The sequence below is a fragment of the Sinorhizobium sp. BJ1 genome, assembly GCF_002531555.1.
Lineage (GTDB): Bacteria > Pseudomonadota > Alphaproteobacteria > Rhizobiales > Rhizobiaceae > Sinorhizobium > Sinorhizobium fredii_B.
This window is the reverse complement of record NZ_NWTH01000011.1, coordinates 141,496-162,312: the sequence shown is the minus strand read 5'-3', so window position 1 is coordinate 162,312 and position 20,817 is coordinate 141,496. Positions and strand designations below refer to the sequence as shown.

Below are 20,817 nucleotides of genomic sequence, written 5' to 3'. Positions count from 1 at the left end.
AGAGTGAAGAACCCATTGAGGAGGAGTGACAATGATGGGTAATCGTTTACTTTCAATGTTTGTGGCATCCGCGGCTCTTGGCGTCGTCATGAGCCATGCCGAGGCCAAAACCGTGATCCATATGATGCATCAGGGCGACCCCGGCTGGGTCACCACCTACGGCGAGGTCGCCAAGCGCTTCGAGGCCGCCAACCCCGACGTAGATATAGAGCTGATCTATGCGCCGCACGACGCCTATAACGAGAAGTTCAGCGCCGCCGTCATGTCCAAGCAGCTGCCGGATCTCATGGAACTCGATGCGCCGTTCCTCGCCAACTATGTCTGGTCGGGCTACCTGCAGCCGATCAAGCCTTTGATCGACAAGGACATCCTCGACGACATGACCGAGTCCAACGTCGCGCAGGGTACCTATCCGATCGACAAGGATCTCTACGCCGTCGGCCTCACCGACTCCTCGGTCGTCCTCTATGGCAACAGGAAATATCTGGAGGCGATCGGCGCCCGCATCCCGAAGGGGGTGGACGACGCCTGGACGCGTGAGGAATTCGAGGGCTATCTTGAAAAGCTCTCGAAGCTCGAAGGGGTCAAGTGGCCGATCGACACATTCCGCGGCTACGGCATCAAGACCGAGTGGATCACCTATGCCTACGGCCCGATCCTGCAATCGGCGGGCTGCGATCTGATCGACCGCAAGACCTGGAAGTCGGTGGGAACGCTCGATAGCGATCCCTGCGTCGATGCGCTGACGATGATGCAGAAATGGGTCAAGAACGGTTGGGTCGTTCCGCAGTCCTCCGGCACCAACCAGTTCTTTGCCGAAGGGCATCCGGCGGCACTCGCATTCGGTGGCCATTGGTTCTACGCGGAGGCCGCAGCCTCGATGAAGGACGACATCGTCGTCATGCCGCTGCCGAACTTCGGCCCGAAGGGCGCCAGCCCGAACGGAACCTGGATCTGGGGGATCACGACCGCCTCCGAGCATCCGGACATCGCCGGCAAGTTCTTGAGCTTCATGCTCAAGGATAAGCAGTACCGCGACTACGCGCGGGATGATTCCGCTTATCCCGGCCTGAAGAGCTTCGCTGCGGATTCGCCATTGTATAGCGCCGGCGGTCCAATGGCCGTCGCCTTCGAGCAGGCCTCCAAGACCGCGGTCGCACGGCCGCCGCATCCGGCCTACCCGACGATCACCTCCGCCTTCATGGGCGCCGTCGATGAGATCTTCAATGGCGGCGACGTCAAGGCGGCGCTAACCGCCGCGGCCGAGAAGATCGACGAGGACATCGAGGAAAACGACGGCTACCCGCCCTTCGACGAACAGCAATAATGAATGGGCGGCCTCGCGGCGCCCCTGCCGCGAGGCCTGCGCGACCGATGGCCGTCGCACGGCTGTCGACAGATGACGCGATTGATGAGGAGGAGATCATGACCTTGCAGCAACCGGCGCTGCCGGCGACGGCGCTCGCGCGCCCTGCCCGGCGCAGGGACAGAGGCCGCCTGTTCCAGGAGATCGGCATGCTCGCGCCCGCGGTGGCCCTGCTGACGATCTTCCTGATCGTGCCCTTCCTTCTGTCATTCTGGACGGCGATGACCAATCAACCCTTGGTGCCGCGTCCGACACCCGTCCGCTTCATCGGCTTCACCAATTTCCTGCGGATCTTCAAGGACGACCTGTTCTGGACCTCGCTCTGGAATGTCTCGCGCTTCACCTTCTGGATTCTACCGGTGCAATGCGGGCTGGCCTTCGCGACCGCCCTGCTCCTGCACCAGAAGCTGCCGTTGCGCAATTTCTTCCGCGGGCTGTTCTTCCTGCCTGCGATCACCTCGATGGTCGTCGTCTGCGTGATCTGGGGAACACTGTTCCAGTACCCGACGGGGCCGCTAAACCAGATCATCGGCTTTCTTTCCGGCGGCCGCATCCAGCCAATCGACTGGCTGGGTGACCCCAACTGGGCGATGTTCTCGATCGTGCTGCTCTCCGCCTGGCAGGCCTATGGCTTCCAGATGATCGTCTACCTCGCCGGCCTTCAGGGCATTCCGGATGAGCTCTATGACGCAGCCCGGATCGACGGCGCCAATGCCTTCCAGCGCTTCTGGCACGTCACCATGCCAGGCCTCAGGCCCACGCACGTCTTCGTCCTGGTCATCACCACGATCCAAGCCTTCAAGCTCTACACGCAGGTCGCGATCCTGACCCAGGGCGGGCCGAAGAGCAGCACCGAAACCGTCGTTCACTACATGGTGCGCGCCGGCTTCGAAGAGCAGAAGCTCGGCTATGCCTCGGCCGTCTCGGTCATTCTGTTCGTGATCGTTCTCATCATCGCGCTCGTGCAGCGTCAACTTCTGAGGCGCTTCGATGTCTGATCTCGCCATTTCCACATTCGAGACTGAGGCAAAGCGCGAGCGCTCAGCGATCGGTTCGCTGCGCATCGTGCAGACGGCCTGCATCTTCGTCATCGCTCTCGTGATCGTCTCGCCGCTCTTCATGCTCGTTATCGCCAGCCTTAAGGACGACCGCTTCCAGATCCTGGCCGACATGGGCAGCTTCCGCGCCTTCTGGGTGTCGAACCCGACGCTCTCGAATTTCGCGGAGGTCGGCAACCTCTCCGGCGAACTTGCCTTCGGCCGCTATCTCCTGAATTCGCTGATTATCCTGGCTACCACTGTCGGCGCCGGTCTGATCATCAATTCGATGGCCGGCTTCGTGCTCGCCTGGGGCTCGCTGCGCGGCCGTGCGCTGATCCTTTCGCTCGTCATCGCGCTCTACGTCATACCGCAGGAGAGTATCATCATGCCGCTCGTCATCATGGTGTCGCGCGCGGGTATAACCGATACCTTCACGGTGCAGATCGTGCCATGGGTCGCAAGTCCACTTTACATCTTCCTGTTCTACCAGTTCTTCGCCCAGCTGCCGAAGGAGCTCTTCGAAGCGGCCGAGATGGACGGCGCGTCGGTGTTCCGCATTTACCGGTCGATCTTCCTGCCACTAAGCCTGCCGGCCCTCGCCACCGTCTCCATCCTCATGGGGATAGAGAGCTGGAACCAGTATCTCTGGCCGATCCTGGTGACGCAGACCGATTATGCCCGGCCGATCTCCGTCGCCATCGCAACCTTCTTCGGTCAGGACAGCATTTATTGGGATCGGGCCATGGCGGCATCCGTCCTGATGATGATCCCCATCCTCGCTCTCTATCTCGCTTTCCAGCGCTGGTTCGTAAGCTCCTTCGTTGGCTCCGCCGTGAAAGGTTGATCAATGACAACTCATGCAAACCCCTCCTCGCTTCTCGGCGCCGGCGGTAGGACACTGAGCGCCCTCCTTCCCACTGGCACCACAATTCATGCCTGGGTGAAGGCCGCCGACGCGGGAACGCCGGCAGAGCTGCACGCCAGCCAGGAAGGGCGGGAAATCGCCCGGCTCACAGCGCACAACGCCGAGGAATTCGAGTTCCAGACACTGGTGCTCGATGCCGGCGGTGAAACGACACTCACCTATGATGCCGCAACGACGGTCCTTTCGGTTGTCTATGCCTTCTCGGAGAGAGACGTCCTGGACAAAGGTATTCATGTGCTTTTCAGTGGCGAAGCAAATGCCGCACCCGCCATTCCCGACAGCTACCACTTCCGCCCGCCCTTCGGCTGGATGAACGACCCGAACGGCTTCGGCCGCTTCGGCGACAAGGTTCATCTCTTCTATCAGCACTATCCGCATAGCCTGCGCTGGAACACCATGCATTGGGGCCATGCGGTCTCAGAAGACTATCTGCGCTGGACGCACCTGCCGATCTTCCTCTTCCCCTCGGAGGAACTTTCGGCGCGTCCGGATGGCCGCGGCGGCGCGTTCTCCGGTTCGGCCATTCCACTTGCGGGTGAGGAGCCGGGCATCCGCGTCTTCTTCACCGAACAGGTCAAAGATCGCGCGCCGGAGGAGCAGATCCAATTGACCGCTATCAGCCGCGACCAGATCACGGTCGGCCCCGCCGAGATCATTCTTTCCGAGCGCCCGACGGATCTAGACCTGACACTTGATTTTCGCGATCCCTATGTGCTCAAGGCGCCGGACGGCCGCTGGAAAATGCTTCTCGGCAGCCGCGACCACGCCGGTGGCGTCATCCTGCTCTATGAGACGGCCGATCCGGACGCGGCGGGCGGTTGGAGCTTCGTCGGGATCCTGCACCGCGAGGACCGTTTCGGCATGACAGCAGCCGAATGCCCATGCATCGTGCCGCTCGGCCCGGCCGATGATCCGCAAACCCGTTGGGCGCTCGTCTTCGGCCTCTTGACCAGCCGCGATCCGGCGACCGGCCGCCGCAACATCACCATCGCGACCGTTGGCCGCTTCGATGGCCGGAGCTTTGACAAGGAATTCGAGCAGGAACTCGATTTCGGGACTGACGCCTATGCCTTGCAGGCCTTCGTCGACCGTGACGGCCCGGTCGGCATCGCATGGCTTGCGAACTGGACGGACATCTCCAAGAAGATCGATTTCCCAGCGGCCATGACGCTCCCCCGCCGCGTCCTGCTCAAGGATGGTGCCCTGCTCACGCCTCCGGTCGACGCCGTCGACAGCCTGCGCCAGCAGCTTGTCGACGAGAACCGGCTGGTTGCCGGCGAGACGGTCGAGCTTGGCAACGGAGCCGTCGAGATCGTCCTCGATCTGGGAGTGCCCGGGGCAGCCTTCGACATCGAATTCGAGCATCCGGCAGTCGAACTCGGCCTCAGGCTGGATCAGGAAGGCTTAAGCATCCTTTACGACATGCCGGACGGAAAATGGCTGCCTCGCTATATCGCGATGGGGGCGCGCCCCTCGACGCTGCGCATCTTCCTTGACAAGGGCTCGATCGAGGTTTTCGCCGACAATGGCCGCTGGACAGGCACGAAGCGTCTGCCGGGATTCGAGGGCGTTCGCTCGGCGCGTCTGATCGCGCCAAAAGGCAATATCGCAGCCGCCAGCATCTGGCAGCTCAAGCTCTGAAACGAAGGGAGGAAACCCATGGCATCCGTAACGATCGAACAGGTGCGCAAGCAGTACGGCGCCGTGCCGGTGATCCACGGCGTCTCGGTTGATATCGAGGATGGCGAGTTCGTCACGCTCGTTGGCCCCTCCGGCTGCGGCAAGTCGACACTGTTGCGCATGCTTGCCGGGCTCGAGGACATCAGCGCCGGCGAGGTCCGCATCGGCGGCCGGGTCGTCAATGACGTGGCGCCGAAGGAGCGCGACATCGCCATGGTGTTCCAGAGCTATGCGCTCTATCCGCACATGACGGTCGCCGAGAACATGGGCTTCGCGCTGAAGCTCAAGGGTGAAGGCAAAGCGGCAATCGAGCAACGTGTCCGGGAGGCGGCCGACATCCTTGCCCTCGAACCCTTTCTCGATCGCCTGCCGAAGCAATTATCTGGCGGCCAGCGCCAGCGCGTCGCCATGGGGCGGGCGATCGTCCGCCATCCGCAGGTCTTCCTGTTCGACGAACCGTTGTCGAACCTCGACGCCAAGCTGCGCGTCACCATGCGGGCCGAGATCAAGGACCTGCACCAGCGTCTGAAGACGACGACCGTCTATGTCACTCACGACCAGATCGAAGCGATGACCATGGCGGACCGGATCGTCGTGATGCGCGGCGGCAAGGTCGAGCAGATCGGCAAGCCGCTCGAGCTTTACGACCGTCCGGTCAACACCTTCGTCGCGACCTTCATCGGCTCGCCGGCAATGAACCTTTTCGAGGGCGCGATCGGCGATGGTCGGTTCGTCACGCGTGACGGCCTCTCGCTGCCGCTGCCTGCCGATTATCGGGGCGCTCAGGCGGAAGTCTATGGCGTCCGCCCGGAACATCTCGCCATCGCCACGGACGGCGTGCCGGCGACGGTGTCTGTCGTCGAACCAACCGGCTCCGAAACCCACGTCCTCGTGAAGCTCGGATCGGCGGATGCCAACCTGGTGTTGCGCGACCGGATCGATCTCGAGCCCGGTCAGCCAGTGCATATCGCCCCGAATCTGGCGAAGCTGCATCTGTTTTCTGCGCAGGGAACACGAGTCAACTGAGGCGGTGCTATGCTCCGGTGGTCGCTCACCGGAGAGGAATGGAATCGTCGACGATGATGACGGGTCGGCCGAGCGAACAGGCCTCGACGCGGGCTTCGACACGGTAGACGGATTTGAGCATGTCGGCGGTGATCACCGCCTCGGTCGGGCCGCTCGCTGCCACCGAGCCATCGCTGATGACGATCGTATCGTCGCAATAGCGTAGCGCGTGGTTCAGATCGTGCAACGCGATCAGCACCGCCATGCCGGATTGACCGGACAGTCGCTTCATGAAGCCGAGCACTTCGATCTGGCGAAACAGATCGAGCGCCGAGGTCGGTTCGTCCATCAGCAGGATCTCGGGCTTGCGGACCAACGCCTGGGCGATCGATACGAGCTGTCGCTGGCCACCGGAAAGCTCGCCGAGCCCGCGAAATGCCAGGTCGTCGATCCTCAGTGCCGCAAGCACTCGGTCGATTTCGGCAAGCTCGTCGTCCTTCACCTTCCAGCCGGAACCCTGCTTGGCCGACAGCAGGACGGATTCGTAGACCGTCAGCACCGCATTGGCGCCGGTGTCCTGCGGCATGTAGCAGATCGTCTCCCGACCCTTCTCCGTATCGGTAAGGTGGACGAGACCGGGGCCGGCTGCCAGACCGGCAATGCGCTTGAAGAGCGTCGATTTGCCGGCCGCATTCGGCCCGATGACCGCGGTCAGGCGCCCGCCTCTGAGCTCACCAGTATTGATGTTCGACAGCACGGTTCGCCACCCGTAGGTGGCGCCGACCTTGTCGAGCCTGATGGCTACCATGCCCGCCTCCTGTTGGTGAAGATCAGTACGAAGAAGAACGGAACGCCGACGAGCGCCGTGATGATGCCGATCGGCAGCACCGCGCCTGGAATGATCATCTTGCTGACGACGGAGGTCGTCGAAAGCAAGAGCGCGCCGCAGAGCACCGAGGCCGGCAGGAAGAAACGCTGGTCTTCGCCGACCAGCATGCGGGCGATATGCGGGCCGACGAGGCCGACGAAGCCGACCGTGCCGACGAAGGAGACCGGGATCGCCGCTAGCAGGCTGACCGTCAGCATCGTCTCGAGCCTCAGCCGGCGGACATTGATGCCGAAGCTCGCTGCCTTGTCGTCGCCGAGCCTGAGCGCCGTCAGCGCCCAGGCATGGCGGGCAAAAAGCGGCACGGCGAAAACCAGTACGGCCGCGGTGATCCAGACCTTCGGCCAGGTAGCCTTGGTGAGGCTGCCCATGGTCCAGAAGACGACAGCGGCGAGCGCCTGTTCGGAAGCGAGATATTCGAGCAGCGACAGCGCCGCATTGAAGGTGAAGACGAGGGCAATGCCGAGAAGCACGATCGTCTCGACGGTCACCCCGCGCATGGTCGAGGCGAAATGGATGAAGAGCGCCGCCAGCATCGCCATCAGGAAGGCGTTGAGCGGTACCATGTAATGAACGGCAACGGGAAAGATCGCGACGCCGGCGACGAGGCCGAGTGCCGCGCCGAAGCCGGCGGCTGCGGAGATGCCGAGCGTGAATGGGCTCGCCAGCGGATTGGCGAGGATCGTCTGCATCTGGGCGCCCGCGACCGACAGCGACGCCCCGACCGTCACTGCCATCAGCGCGATCGGCATGCGGATGTCCCAGATCACCACGCGAAGCTGGTCGCTCACCGTTTCGGACCGGAACAGCGCCGTCAGGACATCCGCAAGTGGATAGTTCGCCGGTCCGAGCGCCATGTCGATCGCAACCGAGAGAAACAATGCGGCGATAAGGCCGGAAAGGATCAGCAGCCGGCGTGCAACAAGGGCGCGGTAGCGGCCACGCCCTTCGACACCGGCGATTTCATCGGCGATCGCGACCATCATTCACCTCCATCCGACAGCGAGACGAAATAGCCGGGCCGATAGGCGATCGGCAGGAACTTCTCGTGGAATTCTCGGAACGTTCGGTCCGGATCGATATCGGCGAAAAGCGCCGGATGAAACCATTTGGCGAATTGCTGGATCGGCACGAACTCGTAGGGCGCGCCGTAGAACTGATGCCAGACGGCATGCACCCTGCCCGCATTCACCGCGTCGAGCGTGGCAAAGGCCGGCCTCTGCATCAGCCCCTTCAGCCGCTCCCGCGCGGCGCCAGGATCGGCGCCGCGGCCGACGCTGACGAACTGGTTGACGTCGGACTCGGCCGACCAGTTGCTGCCGGTGACGATCACATGATCCGGGTTGGCAACGACGAGCTGCTCGGGATTGAGATCGCCGAAGGTCGCCGTGATCACGTCCGAACCAATATTGTGACCGCCGGCCTGTGCCACCATCTCGCCGAAATTTGCCGGGCCGAAAGTCCGGCAGCAGACGGTCTCGCCGGTGATACCGGGCGACCGCTCGATGAACACTTTTGGTCGCGCGATCGCGCTGGCTTTGGCGAGCCGTTCGGTGACGACGGCGATCTGGGCGCGCCTATATTCGATGAATTCCTTGGCCCGCGCTTCGGCGCCGAAAATCTGGCCGAGGATCTCGACGGATCTCTCGCTATTCTTCGCCGGATCAACGCGGAAATCGAGATAGACGACGGCGATGCCGGCGGCTGCCGCCCTGTCGATGAAGCCCGATTCCTCGTCGGCCTGCTGGGCTTCGAGGTTCAGCGTCAGCACGTCCGGCTTCAGCGCGATCGCCGCCTCGAGGCTGAAATCGCCGCTCGGGATATAGCCGAAGCGCGGTAGCTTCTCGATCGCCGGGAAGCGCTCGCGATAGCCGTCATAGGAATCCGGATCCTTCTTGATCAGATCGTCGCGCCAGCCGACGATCTTGTCGAAGACATGCTCGCCCTTCAGCGCCGCCGCCACGTGGATCTGGCGAGCCTCGCCGAGCAGGATCCGCTTGGCCGGAAGCTCAATCTCGACCTTGCGGCCGGTGACATCGGTGATTTCGGCCGCGACGGAGGTCGACGCCACCAGCACTGCTGCGACAAGCGTCAGGAGAACACAGCTCAGGATCCGCATTGCAAAACCTCGTCAAAAACGATCGGAGGGCTTTCGCCCTCCGATCTGGACTTTTACTGGCCAACATTCAGCGACACGAAGTAGCCGCTCTTGTAAGGCAGTGGCAAGAAGCGTTCGTGCAACTCCTTGAACGTCGCCTCCGGGTCGATATCCTTGAAGAGGTCCGGATGCAGCCACTTGGCAATCTGCTGGATGGCGACGAATTGATACGGATTGTTGTAGAACTGGTGCCAGATGGCGTGGACATTGCCTTCTTTCACCGCCTTCACATCGGTGAAGGCCGGGCGCTTCGTGAGGTTCTCGAGCTTGCGGAACGCTTCCTTCTCGTCGGCGCCGTAGCCGACGCCGACCCAGTTGCCGCCCGGCACGTAACCTTCCCAGTTGCCACCGGTGATGATGATCTGGTCCGGGTTCGATGCGATGATCTGCTCCGGATTTACCGTACCGAACGTACCCGGAATGATGTCCTTCGCCATGTTGGTACCGCCGGCGAACTCGACCATCTTGCCGAAATTCTCATCGCCGAACGACATGCAGCAATCGTCGGAATAGCCGCCGGCGCGCTCGACGAAGACGAGCGGCTTCTTCGGATTGGCCTTGGCCAGAACGTCGGTCACCTCGGCGATGCTGTCGGCGCGGAACTTGATGAATTCTTCGGCCTTATCCTCCTCTCCGAACAGCTTGCCGATCAGGCGCATGCTCGGTTCGGTGTTTTCCATCGGCTTTTCACGGAAATCGACATAGACGAGCGGAATGCCGACCTTCTCGAGCTTTTCGATATAGCCGGCCTCTTCCGTCGCCGTCTTCGCATCGATGTTCATCAGCATGACGTCGGGTTTCAGCGCGACCGCCTGCTCGATATCGAAGGTTCCGTCCTTCATGCCGCCGAAGGCCGGCAGCTTGGCGATGTCCGGGTATTCGGCGAGATAGGCGGCATAGGTTTCCGGGTCGGCCTTCGCCAGGTCGTCGCGCCAGCCGACGACGCGCTTGAAGGGCTCGACCTTGTCCAGGGCTCCGACGAAATAGATCTGCCGGCCTTCGCCCAAGATCACGTGCTTGACGGGGACGTTGACGTCGACCTCGCGGCCGGTGATGTCTTTCACCTTGACCGTTTCAGCGAGCGCAGCACTTGAAAATAGGACGCACAGGCCCATGGCCGCGGCGGCCACCCTGTTGAAAACCTTCATTGATCCTTGCTCCTTTGGAAAACCGCTGCCTTCTAATATTTCATGACTTTACCAGTCAACATATATCTTTTAGAACGCTTCCAAACCGGGAGGGACTGGACAAGAATGTGCGACGTGACGGCGGGCCGGAACTACGATCTTCGCGATGAAATCAAGGCCTATTGGTCAGAACGTGCCGCCACTTTCGATCTCTCACCGGGACACGAGATCTTCTCCGAAGAAGAGCGCGCCGCCTGGCATCGGCTTTTCGTACGCCATCTCGGTCGCGGCAACGGCCGCGCCGCACTCGACCTCGCCAGCGGCACTGGCGTCATCTCGCATCTGCTCGACGACCTCGGCTTCAGGGTCACCGGGCTAGACTGGGCCGAGCCCATGCTCGAACGAGCGCGACAGAAGGCAAGAAACCGCAAGCGGGCCATCACTTTCCGCATCGGCGATGCGGAAAGCACGATGGAGCCGGACGATCATTACGACGTGATCGTCAACAGGCATCTGGTCTGGACGCTGGTCGATCCGGCCGCAGCCTTCGCCGAATGGCTGCGCGTTCTCAAACCCGGCGGCACGCTTTTGATCGTCGACGGCGATTTCGTCAGTACGAGTGCGCTGGAGCGGCTGTTCTCGAAGCTTAGCAACTGGGGACAGCGCGCGGGGATTTTCAAGCCGGATTCACCCATGCACTCACGCGAGATGATGGAAACCCATCGGAACATCCTCTCCCGCGTCTACTTCTCCGACGGGGCACGCGCCGAGGCCGTTGTCGAACTTCTCCGTGCCACCGGCTTCACGGACATTGATGTCGACACCGATCTCGGCGAGATTCACCGGACGCAGGCGAAGAACTGGAACTTCTTCAAGGGGCTCGCGCGACGGAGCCAGCACCGTTACGCGATCCGAGCCAGCAAGCGCGTGAACTAGGACCGACACCGACTGCCGCCACCTCTGACTGTATCGTTTTTCACGCTTTGAATGGCTCACCGGTCACAAAGCTGCCGTGCAATGGTCAGCAAATTGCCCTGACATTGCCTAACCGAGCACTTCTGAGGGCGACATGGTCGATCGCCGCTCCGTCGCGATTCGTACACGGAGCGGTTGAGCAAGGCGGTATTGCTGCCGATCACGACATGCACGTCGAAGAGGAATAAATATGATCACTCGTTACACCCCCGTTGCATCGCTGACCGCTGCAGTCTTCAGCCTGATGGTCATCAGCCCGGCATCGGCGCTGGAACTCGCCCAGGCACAGTCAACACAGCCGGCCCAACAGGCCCCGGCACAGACGGGCGCCAAGGGCGCCCCCATCAGCGAACAGAAGATCGAGGCCTTCGCAGTCGCCTATCTCCAAGTCGACAAGGTCCGGCAGGAATACTCCGCAAAGATCGGAGCGACGCAGGATGCAGCGGCAAAGGAAAAGCTGCAGAGCGAAGCCAGCCAGCAGATGGTCAAGGCCGTAGAGGCTTCCCCGAACATATCGGTCGAGGAATACACGACGATTCTGACAGCCGCGCAGAACGATCCGGCTCTGGCCAAGAAGGTCGAGGAAAAACTTCAGAGCAGCGCGCCGGCGCAGCAGGCTCCCGCACAGCAGTAATCTGGGCTCCGCACCGTAAAATTCACATCGGCGTTCCGACACCAGTGTCGGAACGCCGATGTGAATCTAGACTAAGACTAGCCGCCGCCTACTTTCCGGTTGCAGCATGCGGAGCCGCGACCGGTTTGGACTCCGGCGATCCACGAAAACGTAGAAATATGGAGAGCAGGACCAGCAGCAGGGTGGAGAGGAACTCCGATTGCCAGTTCTGAAAGCACTCGAACCAGAACTCGGCATCCGCCAGTCGCGTCCAGAGGTCGACAGGCGGTGTGCCATGGCGCATCGCCTCGATGTTTGCGGCCGCGGCGCTGGCGCGCAGGTGGAAAACAAAGCTCAGGACGAACAGTCCTGCAAGGACAATGCCCAACGAGTAGGAATAGAGCGTCCTAACCAGTTGCCCTTGCCGAACGGGCGAAGGGGCTTTCGGATCGTTTTTCTTGTCGAGAGGATCCTCGTCCACGTCCGTCGAGGGAGCGTCTGGGTCCTTGGATTCGGCCGAGCCGCGCTGGTAGAGAAAGGCCGTGAGGCAGACATAGGCTGCCATCTGTAGAAACTCGCTTTCCCAGTTTTCGAAGAGGGCGGACAGGAAATGTCCGGTGGCAAGATAATTGGCGACGGTTACAGTCGGCTCGCCGTGCATGATCGCCTCTTGGTTGAAGGCATTCGTGCCGGCAAAGATCATGCCTGCGATGGTTGCAGCGGTGAAGATCGTCAGCGTTATGCTCAGTCCATTGTCACGCAAGAACGACATTCATTTTCTCCGCCTGTTCCGGTTCGCGTCCCCCCAACCCTTTCGTGTCCCCCCAACCCTCAAGTGACGAGCCAGAAGAAGGCCCCCGACACGAGAATGAAGAGGCCGATCGCAGCGAGCAAGCGAAGCATCCCGGCATTGGTCGTATTGCCGAGGACCCTGTTCCAGGCATCTCCACCCGTGCCGTCGTCACTATTTTCCTGATACTCCGGGGTTGGAGCCTCCTCGACGACCCGGCTGTCGTGATGTTTCGGCCTGATCGGTTTACTGCCGCCGCTGTAATCGCGTGGGGACGGTTGTGGCGGGTCAACCGACATCTCAGCACGCAAGTCCTGTGCGCCGCTGCCGACGTCCGAAGCATCGGCTATATGGTCTTCGCCGGAAGCGCTTTCCGGCGTCGCCTGTTGGCGCCCTCCCGTCGTTTGCGGCTGCGGGCCTACGCGACGCGCCGGCCACGACACATCGGGCGACGGCGCTGCCCGATGTGGGCGCTGCGTGGCGGGGCCACGCTTCCCGGGATCTCCGTTATCCTGTTTCTGCGGCATGCTGCCCTCCTGGTCGGCGCCCCGAAGGGCGCCAATCCGATTCTCGCGAGAGATGCGTCAGTGCCGCTCGGCCTGATTGTGCTCGCCACCGGGCATGGTCACGCCCTTCAGGCCCGTGCCCGCTGCCGACGGTTGCTCGCGAGCGGCGTCAGCCAGCGACACGATGCCGACGAGGCGCTTGTCGCGATTGACCACGGGCAGGCGCCGCACCTGAATGTCGCCCATGTTCCGCGCCACGTCGTCCACTTCTTCATCCTCGAAGCAGTATTTGACGTCGGTTGTCATCACGTCGCGCACTTTCGCCTGCGGATCGAGCCCGTCCGCAACGCCGCGCACGACGATGTCCCGATCCGTAACCATACCGACCAGGCGGTCGTGGTCCTCTACCGGCATGAAACCGATGTCGTTGTCCGCCATATGCCGCGCCACGTCTCTTATCGTGTCATTGGGGGTAACCATATGAACGTCTCTGGTCATGATCTCCGATACATGCATTGTCCTACTCCTTTCTTGGAAGGCGATGCCTGCTCCCGCGAAGTCGTCCGTGGCTAGGCCGAAGCAGATCTGCGGGAAGCCACGTCTCAGTGCGCTCGCGCTCCGTTCCTGGAGGGTTTTCCGCGCGGCGCAGGCGTCGGGGTTGACACGGCATTCGTCGTTCCCTCGCTCTCGAGGTTCTCGCCTCCATCGGGGTTCGATGCACCCTGTCCCTGCATTTCCCGCGCTGCCTGCTCCCAGTGGCGCAGGTCCTGGCCGTCCGGGCGACCTTCCTGCTCCCAGATCGCGTAAGCCCTGCGCTTGATCAGTTCTTCCCTGTCGTTTTCCATGTCCCTTACCTCGCTGTTGAAACACCTTGTAGGCAAAATTCAAACGGGACGACCGCCCATTTGTTCCATGGCTTAAAGCCATTCCAGTATCACTCGGCGGAGCCGCCGCCATACTGGGGCGGCTGCGGATTCTCGTCGGGATTGGGTACTGGCGCCTCGTCCGGAAGGCGGTCGGGTTCAGGTTCGCCGATGGGCGGTTCCGGCTCCCAGGGCGGCGGTTGTGGCGGGGTCGGGTCCGGCTCACGCGGATTTTGCATTCCTGCCTCCATTCCTCGGAAAACATGAGATGATCCCATGCATTCCTTCCGACAATCCCGCTCGCTCTCGAATGTTCCGCCCGCATGCTCCAGCTCGAAGCCCTCTTACCCGGGGTCTTTCGGAACGAAAGCGACAACGCTCTGCGCGGGGATCGTTTCCCGATCGTGGGCAACGGACCCGGCAAAGGCATCATCCTCGGCCGTGTTGAGCGCCCACAGCCAGCATTCCGAACCGTGCACAGGGGGCAGCGCTACTTCGCAGTCGCCGCCGGCGTTGAGGACGAGGAATATCTCCCCCGCCGGCGCCTCGACAGGGGAGAGCTGGCAGAGATAGAGACCGAGGATGCGCAATTCGCCATCACCCCATGCCGCCTCATCCATGTGGCTGCCGTCGGGCTTATACCAGGCGATCTCGATGCGTCCGTGCTCGTCCGTGGCACCTTCCAGGAAGTACTCCTGACGCAGCACCGGGTGCTCCCGCCGGAAAGCGATCATCTTGCGGCAGAAGGTGAGGAGGGCGTCGTCCGACCGGCTCCAATCGAGCCAGCCGATCTCGTTGTCCTGGCAATAGGCATTGTTGTTTCCGCCCTGGCTGTTGCCGAGCTCGTCGCCGCCGAAGACCATCGGAACGCCTTGGCTCACCATCAGGGTGGCAAGCATGGCAAAGCGGCGGCGCCGACGCGCCTGCTCGATCTCGGGGTCATCGGTAGGCCCCTCCGCGCCCATATTGTCCGAGTGGTTGTCGGGGTGGCCGTCATGATTGTCCTCGCCGTTCGCCTCGTTGTGCTTTCCAGCGTAGGAAACCGTATCCATCAGCGTGAAGCCGTCATGCGCACTCAAAAGGTTGACGGAGCTTGTTGCGGCGCGGCCGGAATGGTTGAACTGGACCGGTGAGCCGGCGAGCCGTTCGGCAAGCACCGGCACAACGCCGCCATCTCCTTTCCAGAAGCGCCGGACATCGTCGCGGAAGCGATCGTTCCACTCACGGAAGGGCGGCGGAAAACCGCCGAGCTGGTAGCCGCCGTCGCCGATATCCCAAGGTTCGGCGATCAGCTTGACGCCGGCCAGGATCGGATCTTGCCTGATCGCATCGAGGAACCCACCTTCCCGGTCGAACTCCATGTATTCGCGCCCAAGGGCACTCGCGAGATCGAAGCGGAAACCGTCGATGTGCATGACGCCCACCCAATAACGGAGGCTATCGAGCACCATGCGCAGCACCATGGGATGCGCCACGTTCAGCGTATTGCCGGTGCCGGTCATGTCATAAGTATGTCGGGGCTGCTCCGGCGACTGGCGGTAATAGCTGAGATTGTCGAGGCCGCGGAAGCTGAGGGTCGGCCCCTGCTCCGAACCTTCGGCGGTGTGGTTGTAGACGACGTCCATCAGCACCTCGATGCCGGCGGCATGGAAGCGCTTCACCATCGCCTTGAACTCGGTGATCCTGGTGCCCTTCAGGTAGCGGGCATGCGGCGCGAAATAGCCAAGCGGCTGGTAACCCCAATAGTTCCTGAGGCTTCGCTCGGTGAGGTACCGGTCGTCGAGGAAATATTGCACCGGCAGAAGCTCGACCGCCGAGACGCCGAGCTTCATCAGATGATCGATGATCGGGTCGCTTGCCATGCCGAGGAAGGTGCCGCGCAATTCGTCCGGCACGTCCGGATGCGTCATGGTCATGCCGCGAAGGTGTGTCTCGTAGATGATCGTCTCCGTCCAGGGCCGGCGGATCGCCTCTTCGCCGGCCCAGTCGAAGTTCGGATCCTGAACGACGCCCTTGACCATGTATGGGGCGCTATCGCGCTCGTCGAAGGAAAGATCGCCCTCCTGGCTGCCGATCGTGTAGCCGAACAGCGCGTCGTCCCAGACGAACTCACCGGCCACCTGCTTGGCATAAGGATCGAGGAGCAGCTTGTTCGGGTTGAAACGATGGCCGTTATGCGGGTCATAGGGTCCGTAGGCGCGGTAGCCGTAAAGCGTGCCTGGGCCGAGCCCTTCGATATATCCGGACCAGATGTCGCCTTCGCGCTTCGGCAGCGGCAGGCGGGCCGTTTCCTTGCTGCCATCCTCGGAAAAGAGACAAAGTTCGATCTTCTCGGCATGCGCGGAAAAGATCGCGAAATGCGTGCCCTGGCCGGTGTATTCGGCGCCAAGCTCCGGCTTCAGGAAATCGAGTTCGGAGAAAGCCACATTCATTCGTGTCGTCGCGCCCCCTGCCTGCAGCGTCCTGGAAGTGAGGGGGCAACGCCGATGGCGGCAACTTTGTTCCTGCCGAGCCTCGGCAACGAACGGGTGCAGCGGAACTTTCGACGCATCCCGGCAGTTTTCGTCTCTTGCCGATCTCGACAGCAGCAAAGGGAAGACGAATGCACAGCCGTGTCCGGAAGACCTGGGGCGCCGACCTGACCTCCGGCGATGATGCACATTTTCGCCTGTGGGCGCCCGACGAGCGTGCGGTTCGCCTCATTCTCAATGGCGCCCCGCACGCCATGCGCGCGCTCGACGGCGGCTGGTTCGAGGTCTCCGCCCGGGCGCGAGCGGGAGACCGCTACTGGTTCGAGCTTTCCGACGGGACGCGCATTGCCGATCCCGCCTCCCGCGCCCAGGCGGAGGGAGCTTCCGGCCCGTCCGTGCTCGTCGATCACTCGGCCTATGAGTGGAAAGCGGCCTCCTGGCGCGGCCGTCCTTGGGAAGAGGCGATCATCTTAGAGCTGCATGTCGGCTGCTTTACTCCCGAGGGCACCTTTCGAGCGGCGGCTCGGCGGCTGCCGCATCTCGCCGAGGCGGGGATCACCGCCATCGAAATCATGCCGGTCGCCGAGTTCCCGGGCTCGCGCGGCTGGGGCTACGATGGCGTTCTGCCCTATGCTCCGCACCATGCCTATGGGACGCCCGACGATCTCAAGGCGCTGATCGATGCGGCGCACGGGCTCGACGTGATGGTCCTGCTCGACGTCGTCTACAATCATTTCGGACCGGAGGGCAACAGCCTCCCCCGCTACGCCAGCCGTTTCTTCAATGGCGATCGACCGACCCCATGGGGGGCGTCGATCGCCTTCGAGGAGCCCGCGGTGCGGCGCTTCTTCATAGAGAACGCCCTCCATTGGCTCCGGGACTTCCGCTTTGACGGCCTGCGCCTCGATGCGACGGATCAGATACGAGACACCAGCGAGCCGCATTTTCTTGCCGCCCTGGCGCGCGAGGTACGCGAGACTTTTGTCGATCGCAGCATCCATCTCGTGATCGAGGATGCGACCCGCCGCCGCAACCTCGTGCGGCGCAATGGCGACGGGTTGATCGCGCACTTCACCGCAGGGTGGAACGACGATTTCCACCACGGGCTCCATGTTGTCGCAACAGGCGAGGCACGGGGCTTCTATCGTCCCTTCGCCAAGCGCCCGTGGCAGGCGACGCGAGAAGCCATGACGGAGGGCTTCGCCGCGGGTGAAACGACCGAGAAACCTGCGGCTCATCGGCCGGAAGGCACGGTGCCACCGCAGGCGCGGGTGAGTTTCCTCCAGAACCACGATCAAATCGGCAACCGGGCTTTCGGCGAGCGCCTCGTTTCGCTCGCCAGGAATGATCAGCTGCGGGTGATGACAGCAATGCTAATGCTCTCGCCGCAAATTCCGCTGCTCTTCATGGGCGAGGAATATGGGGAAACGCAGCCGTTCCTGTTCTTCGCCGATTTTCGGGGCGACCTCGGCGAGACCATTCGTCGAGGGCGGCAAGGGGAGGCCGAGAATTTCGGCGGCATGCCGCGCGGCAAGACGGCCGATGATCTACCCGATCCGCTTGATCCCCGAACCTTTGCCGCTTCGAAGCTTCGCTGGGAACGCGCGGAGAGCGAGGCCGGCAGAAAACATCTCGCCTTCATCCGCCAACTTGCCGACATCCGGCAGCGGCACATTGCACCTCTGATGGGCCAATGCGATCTTCCGAGTTTCGAGGTCTATCCCGCCCGTGACGGCATTGTCGCCATCGATTGGTCGTTCGGCCCGGTGCTCGAGTTGCGCGCCAATCTCTCGGCCGAGCGACAGTCCGTTCCGCCGATTCATGGGGAACCGATATTCGGAGGCGAAACTCTGGACGGGTCCGAACTGTCGGGGCCGGGTATCGTTGCTGCCGTGCGGCATAATTAGCTTGGGCGGACGGAACATGGCCCGAGCCTCGCGGTTTAGTCCATTGCACGATTGACATGGGACCGAGGCCCCGCCTTGAAACACATGCCGACTGAACCTGTCAAAATGGGTCCGGCCCTCTCCGGCGAGCACGCCGAGGCACCCTCCATTGCAGCGCTGCGCGAACAGGCCGAGGGCTGCGAGCGCTGCGACCTCTACAAGAATGCGACGCAGCTGGTGTTTGGCGAAGGACCCAGCAAGGCCCGCGTCGTCCTTGTCGGCGAACAGCCCGGCGATCGCGAGGATCTGGCGGGCCGGCCGTTCGTCGGTCCGGCCGGGCGCATCCTCGACGAGTGCCTGCATGAGGCAGGCATCGATCGCTCCAGCTGCTATCTCACCAATGCGGTCAAGCATTTCAAGTTCGAGCAACGAGGCAAGCGCCGACTGCATTCACGGCCGAATGCAGGAGAGATCCAGCGCTGCTCCTGGTGGCTCGGTGCGGAGCTTGAGAGGCTTCACCCCGAGATCGTGGTCGCGCTCGGCGCTACGGCGCTTTCATCGCTCTTGGGACGCCGCGCCGGCGTGATGAAGAACCGCGGCGAGCTGATCGCCACGCCCGCCGGCTACCCGGTTCTCGTCACGATCCACCCGTCCTATCTGCTGAGAATCCAGAGCCGAGAGGACGCGGCGGCCGAACGCGACCGCTTCGTCAAGGACCTCGCCAAGATCGCGGCCCATGTCGACTAACGGCTCAGGACTGTCGGTCGAGTTCGGGATAGTGGCGGAAAACACAGGATTCGTTGAAGGCCAATCGCCGGCTGGAGGCCAGATAGCTGCGTATCCGCGGCCGCGCCGCAACCGCATCATGCAGGGCAACCAGCGCCGGCACATGCTCCTCGGTGGCACGCATGGAGTTCGGAAATGCGTAGCGCAGGCCCTCAACCAGCTGGAACAGCGATAGGTCGACATAGGTCAGTTGCCCACCGACACTATGCTCCCGGCCCTTGGGGTTTTCGGTGAGAACACGTTCGAAATAGCCGAGATACTTCGGCAGCCGTTCCTTCAGAAAGTTCGCGGCACGCTTCAACGCTTCCGGCTTCTGCTCCTCGTAATAGAGTGACACGCCGATCGGATGGTGCGTGTCGTGGATCTCCGCAACGCAATCGGTGATCGTCAGTTGCAGGCCGTTGGCCCCATGACGGAGTCCCTCTTCCTCGGGCGCCAGCCCCAGCCTCGGGCCGAGGTAGAACAGGATATTGGCGACGTGGCAAATAAGCAGTTCTCCGTCGATCAGAAAGGGCGGCGCGAAGGGCGGGGTTGCACCCCCTGCATCCTTCATCAGCTTCAGCATCGCACCCGTGCCTCCCGGCTGCCGCGCCACATCGACATAGTCGGCGCCCGCCTCCTCCAATGCGAGGCGCACAAATTCGCCGCGACCGGGAATTCCGTCCCAGTAAAAGAGTTTGAATGTCATCAGAGCCCTCGTTTGCAGTTCAGCCTTTGGGCGCGCGCCCGAAATCCCTTCTGAGTTCGTCCTTCGCCTTTTCTAGGACGCTCCTCCGTTCGTCGTCCAATCCGGACCCGGCCCGGTTGATATAGAAGGTCAGCATCGACATGGCGGACCGGAAGGCGCTCGATTTACGCCGGTTGCTCGCTTCGGCCGAGCGTTTCAGTGAATGCGCAATCTTCCGCGGATCGTCCGAAGCAAAAATGCCGGGCTCGATGTCCAGTGCGTTGCTATGCACTGTCACCTCTTGCGACCATTTCGTCTTCCTTTTACCGCTCTTGCCCATCGGGCCTAGGGCGGTTCACCGCAGCCACACAGGCAACTCGGAGGGCTGCCGAAATTCGCGCGCCCGATCCTTCCAGCCGAGCGTCTCCCACGCGAATTTCTGGGCGGCGATCCTTGCCGTTTCCTTCGTGGGGTAAAAATCAGGCAACACATAGTCCTTGTCGCCGCATGAGAGCAGCGCTCTACCGCTCATCAGATCAAAATGAAGCTGCAGGCATTCTTCGGCATGCATGGATTCCCTCCCGGACATGATTCATGAAAACGACCTTGGCGAGAGGAAGTTCCAATCGCCCGAAAACAGCTGCGAGAAAATGGGACATCCCTGCCCTGGTGCGCCACTCTTGTGGGAACAACGGCGGCTACGTGGCGTTATGAGCGCTTACGGGAGACGAGCCATGAACAAGCAGGGAAAAACCCGTTCCTCCTCGACTGCTGTGCGTCCACTCGATCCGCCGGGCGTCGACGAGCCAATCGATGCGTCGCCGCGTCAGGGAAAGCAATCGCAGACGACGGTCCGGCAACAGATCACCGACATGCGTGAACGTATCGCCGAACTCGAGGCAGAAATCGATGCCATTGCGACCGAGGCGCATACCGCCGTCGGGACACTGCCCGGCGCCGACCGGATTGAAACGGCCAAGGATGTGGTCGCCGAGAAGCGGGACGAAATCCAGAAGCTGAAGGCGAGCCTGGAGGAGATCGAAAGGCTCCTGGCTACCCGGTAGAGATCCAGG

Annotated in this window: 23 protein-coding genes; 10 read left to right on the top strand and 13 right to left on the bottom strand. The window is 62.2% G+C overall.

Going from position 1 to position 20,817, the window contains the following annotated elements:
- Positions 1-34: 34 nt before the first annotated feature.
- The 5 genes from CO676_RS17485 to ugpC all read left to right on the top strand — a co-directional run bounded on the left by CO676_RS17485 (position 35) and on the right by ugpC (position 6,037).
- Positions 35-1,327 carry a sugar ABC transporter substrate-binding protein gene (locus CO676_RS17485; RefSeq protein ID WP_179875518.1) on the top strand — a complete coding sequence of 431 codons (1,293 nt, stop codon included), beginning with the start codon at positions 35-37 and terminating at the stop codon, positions 1,325-1,327.
- Positions 1,328-1,425: 98 nt separating this feature from the next.
- A complete protein-coding gene (locus CO676_RS17480; protein WP_097522067.1) occupies positions 1,426-2,364 on the top strand; it encodes a sugar ABC transporter permease in 939 nt (312 codons plus the stop codon).
- The gene (locus CO676_RS17475) at positions 2,357-3,250 is read left to right on the top strand and encodes a carbohydrate ABC transporter permease (protein ID WP_097522012.1); all 894 of its coding nucleotides are present in this window, start codon (positions 2,357-2,359) and stop codon (positions 3,248-3,250) included. Before CO676_RS17480 ends, CO676_RS17475 begins: the two co-directional genes overlap by 8 nt.
- A gap of 3 nt (positions 3,251-3,253) precedes the next feature.
- A complete protein-coding gene (locus tag CO676_RS17470) occupies positions 3,254-4,972 on the top strand; it encodes a GH32 C-terminal domain-containing protein (protein ID WP_097522011.1) in 1,719 nt (572 codons plus the stop codon).
- Between the two features lie 18 nt (positions 4,973-4,990).
- Entirely contained in the window at positions 4,991-6,037 is a 1,047-nt protein-coding gene (gene ugpC, locus CO676_RS17465; RefSeq protein WP_097522010.1) for a sn-glycerol-3-phosphate ABC transporter ATP-binding protein UgpC, read from the top strand.
- A 25-nt stretch (positions 6,038-6,062) separates the two neighbouring features.
- Here ugpC and CO676_RS17460 read toward each other — a convergent pair whose 3' ends face one another.
- From CO676_RS17460 to CO676_RS17445, 4 genes are read right to left on the bottom strand one after another with little or no spacing between them, the layout of a single operon-like run.
- Entirely contained in the window at positions 6,063-6,824 is a 762-nt protein-coding gene (locus tag CO676_RS17460) for an ABC transporter ATP-binding protein (protein ID WP_097522009.1), read from the bottom strand.
- Positions 6,818-7,885 carry an iron ABC transporter permease gene (locus tag CO676_RS17455; protein ID WP_179875527.1) on the bottom strand — a complete coding sequence of 356 codons (1,068 nt, stop codon included), beginning with the start codon at positions 7,883-7,885 and terminating at the stop codon, positions 6,818-6,820. Before CO676_RS17455 ends, CO676_RS17460 begins: the two co-directional genes overlap by 7 nt.
- A complete protein-coding gene (locus CO676_RS17450) occupies positions 7,885-9,021 on the bottom strand; it encodes an ABC transporter substrate-binding protein (RefSeq protein WP_097522007.1) in 1,137 nt (378 codons plus the stop codon). The genes CO676_RS17455 and CO676_RS17450 overlap by 1 nt, the downstream gene beginning before the upstream one ends.
- A gap of 53 nt (positions 9,022-9,074) precedes the next feature.
- Positions 9,075-10,208, bottom strand: coding sequence for an ABC transporter substrate-binding protein (locus CO676_RS17445; RefSeq protein ID WP_097522006.1), 1,134 nt, complete (start codon positions 10,206-10,208; stop codon positions 9,075-9,077).
- A gap of 105 nt (positions 10,209-10,313) precedes the next feature.
- On the opposite strand from CO676_RS17445, the gene CO676_RS17440 reads away from it, so the two are divergent.
- Complete coding sequence (locus tag CO676_RS17440) at positions 10,314-11,123, top strand: class I SAM-dependent methyltransferase (protein WP_097522005.1); 810 nt, start codon at positions 10,314-10,316, stop codon at positions 11,121-11,123.
- Positions 11,124-11,352: 229 nt separating this feature from the next.
- The gene (locus CO676_RS17435; RefSeq protein ID WP_097522004.1) at positions 11,353-11,796 is read left to right on the top strand and encodes a DUF4168 domain-containing protein; all 444 of its coding nucleotides are present in this window, start codon (positions 11,353-11,355) and stop codon (positions 11,794-11,796) included.
- Between the two features lie 88 nt (positions 11,797-11,884).
- On the opposite strand, the gene CO676_RS17430 is transcribed toward CO676_RS17435, so the two are convergent.
- The 6 genes from CO676_RS17430 to glgX all read right to left on the bottom strand — a co-directional run bounded on the left by CO676_RS17430 (position 11,885) and on the right by glgX (position 16,366).
- Positions 11,885-12,547: a DUF6766 family protein gene (locus CO676_RS17430; protein ID WP_097522003.1), complete on the bottom strand. Its 663-nt coding sequence runs from the start codon at positions 12,545-12,547 to the stop codon at positions 11,885-11,887.
- A gap of 59 nt (positions 12,548-12,606) precedes the next feature.
- Positions 12,607-13,092, bottom strand: coding sequence for a hypothetical protein (locus tag CO676_RS17425; RefSeq protein WP_179875517.1), 486 nt, complete (start codon positions 13,090-13,092; stop codon positions 12,607-12,609).
- Between the two features lie 57 nt (positions 13,093-13,149).
- Positions 13,150-13,587, bottom strand: coding sequence for a CBS domain-containing protein (locus CO676_RS17420; RefSeq protein WP_097522002.1), 438 nt, complete (start codon positions 13,585-13,587; stop codon positions 13,150-13,152).
- Positions 13,588-13,673: 86 nt separating this feature from the next.
- Entirely contained in the window at positions 13,674-13,916 is a 243-nt protein-coding gene (locus CO676_RS17415) for a DUF2934 domain-containing protein (RefSeq protein ID WP_097522001.1), read from the bottom strand.
- Positions 13,917-14,005: 89 nt separating this feature from the next.
- Positions 14,006-14,173 (bottom strand): hypothetical protein, encoded by a 168-nt coding sequence (locus tag CO676_RS17410; protein ID WP_162832917.1) that lies wholly within the window; start codon positions 14,171-14,173, stop codon positions 14,006-14,008.
- A gap of 105 nt (positions 14,174-14,278) precedes the next feature.
- Positions 14,279-16,366 (bottom strand): glycogen debranching protein GlgX, encoded by a 2,088-nt coding sequence (gene glgX / locus CO676_RS17405; RefSeq protein WP_097522000.1) that lies wholly within the window; start codon positions 16,364-16,366, stop codon positions 14,279-14,281.
- A 170-nt stretch (positions 16,367-16,536) separates the two neighbouring features.
- Here glgX and treZ point away from each other — a divergent pair, with 170 nt between their 5' ends.
- Positions 16,537-18,312, top strand: a complete 1,776-nt coding sequence (gene treZ / locus CO676_RS17400; RefSeq protein WP_097521999.1) for a malto-oligosyltrehalose trehalohydrolase — start codon at positions 16,537-16,539, stop codon at positions 18,310-18,312.
- Between the two features lie 84 nt (positions 18,313-18,396).
- Positions 18,397-19,038, top strand: a complete 642-nt coding sequence (locus tag CO676_RS17395; RefSeq protein WP_097521998.1) for a UdgX family uracil-DNA binding protein — start codon at positions 18,397-18,399, stop codon at positions 19,036-19,038.
- A 4-nt stretch (positions 19,039-19,042) separates the two neighbouring features.
- On the opposite strand, the gene CO676_RS17390 is transcribed toward CO676_RS17395, so the two are convergent.
- From CO676_RS17390 to CO676_RS17380, 3 genes are read right to left on the bottom strand one after another with little or no spacing between them, the layout of a single operon-like run.
- Positions 19,043-19,765 (bottom strand): glutathione S-transferase, encoded by a 723-nt coding sequence (locus CO676_RS17390; RefSeq protein ID WP_097521997.1) that lies wholly within the window; start codon positions 19,763-19,765, stop codon positions 19,043-19,045.
- A 19-nt stretch (positions 19,766-19,784) separates the two neighbouring features.
- Positions 19,785-20,084 carry a DUF3175 domain-containing protein gene (locus CO676_RS17385; RefSeq protein ID WP_097521996.1) on the bottom strand — a complete coding sequence of 100 codons (300 nt, stop codon included), beginning with the start codon at positions 20,082-20,084 and terminating at the stop codon, positions 19,785-19,787.
- 15 nt (positions 20,085-20,099) lie between these two features.
- Positions 20,100-20,315: a hypothetical protein gene (locus tag CO676_RS17380; RefSeq protein ID WP_097521995.1), complete on the bottom strand. Its 216-nt coding sequence runs from the start codon at positions 20,313-20,315 to the stop codon at positions 20,100-20,102.
- A 163-nt stretch (positions 20,316-20,478) separates the two neighbouring features.
- Here CO676_RS17380 and CO676_RS17375 point away from each other — a divergent pair, with 163 nt between their 5' ends.
- The gene (locus CO676_RS17375) at positions 20,479-20,808 is read left to right on the top strand and encodes a hypothetical protein (protein WP_097521994.1); all 330 of its coding nucleotides are present in this window, start codon (positions 20,479-20,481) and stop codon (positions 20,806-20,808) included.
- The last annotated feature ends 9 nt before the right edge of the window (positions 20,809-20,817 follow it).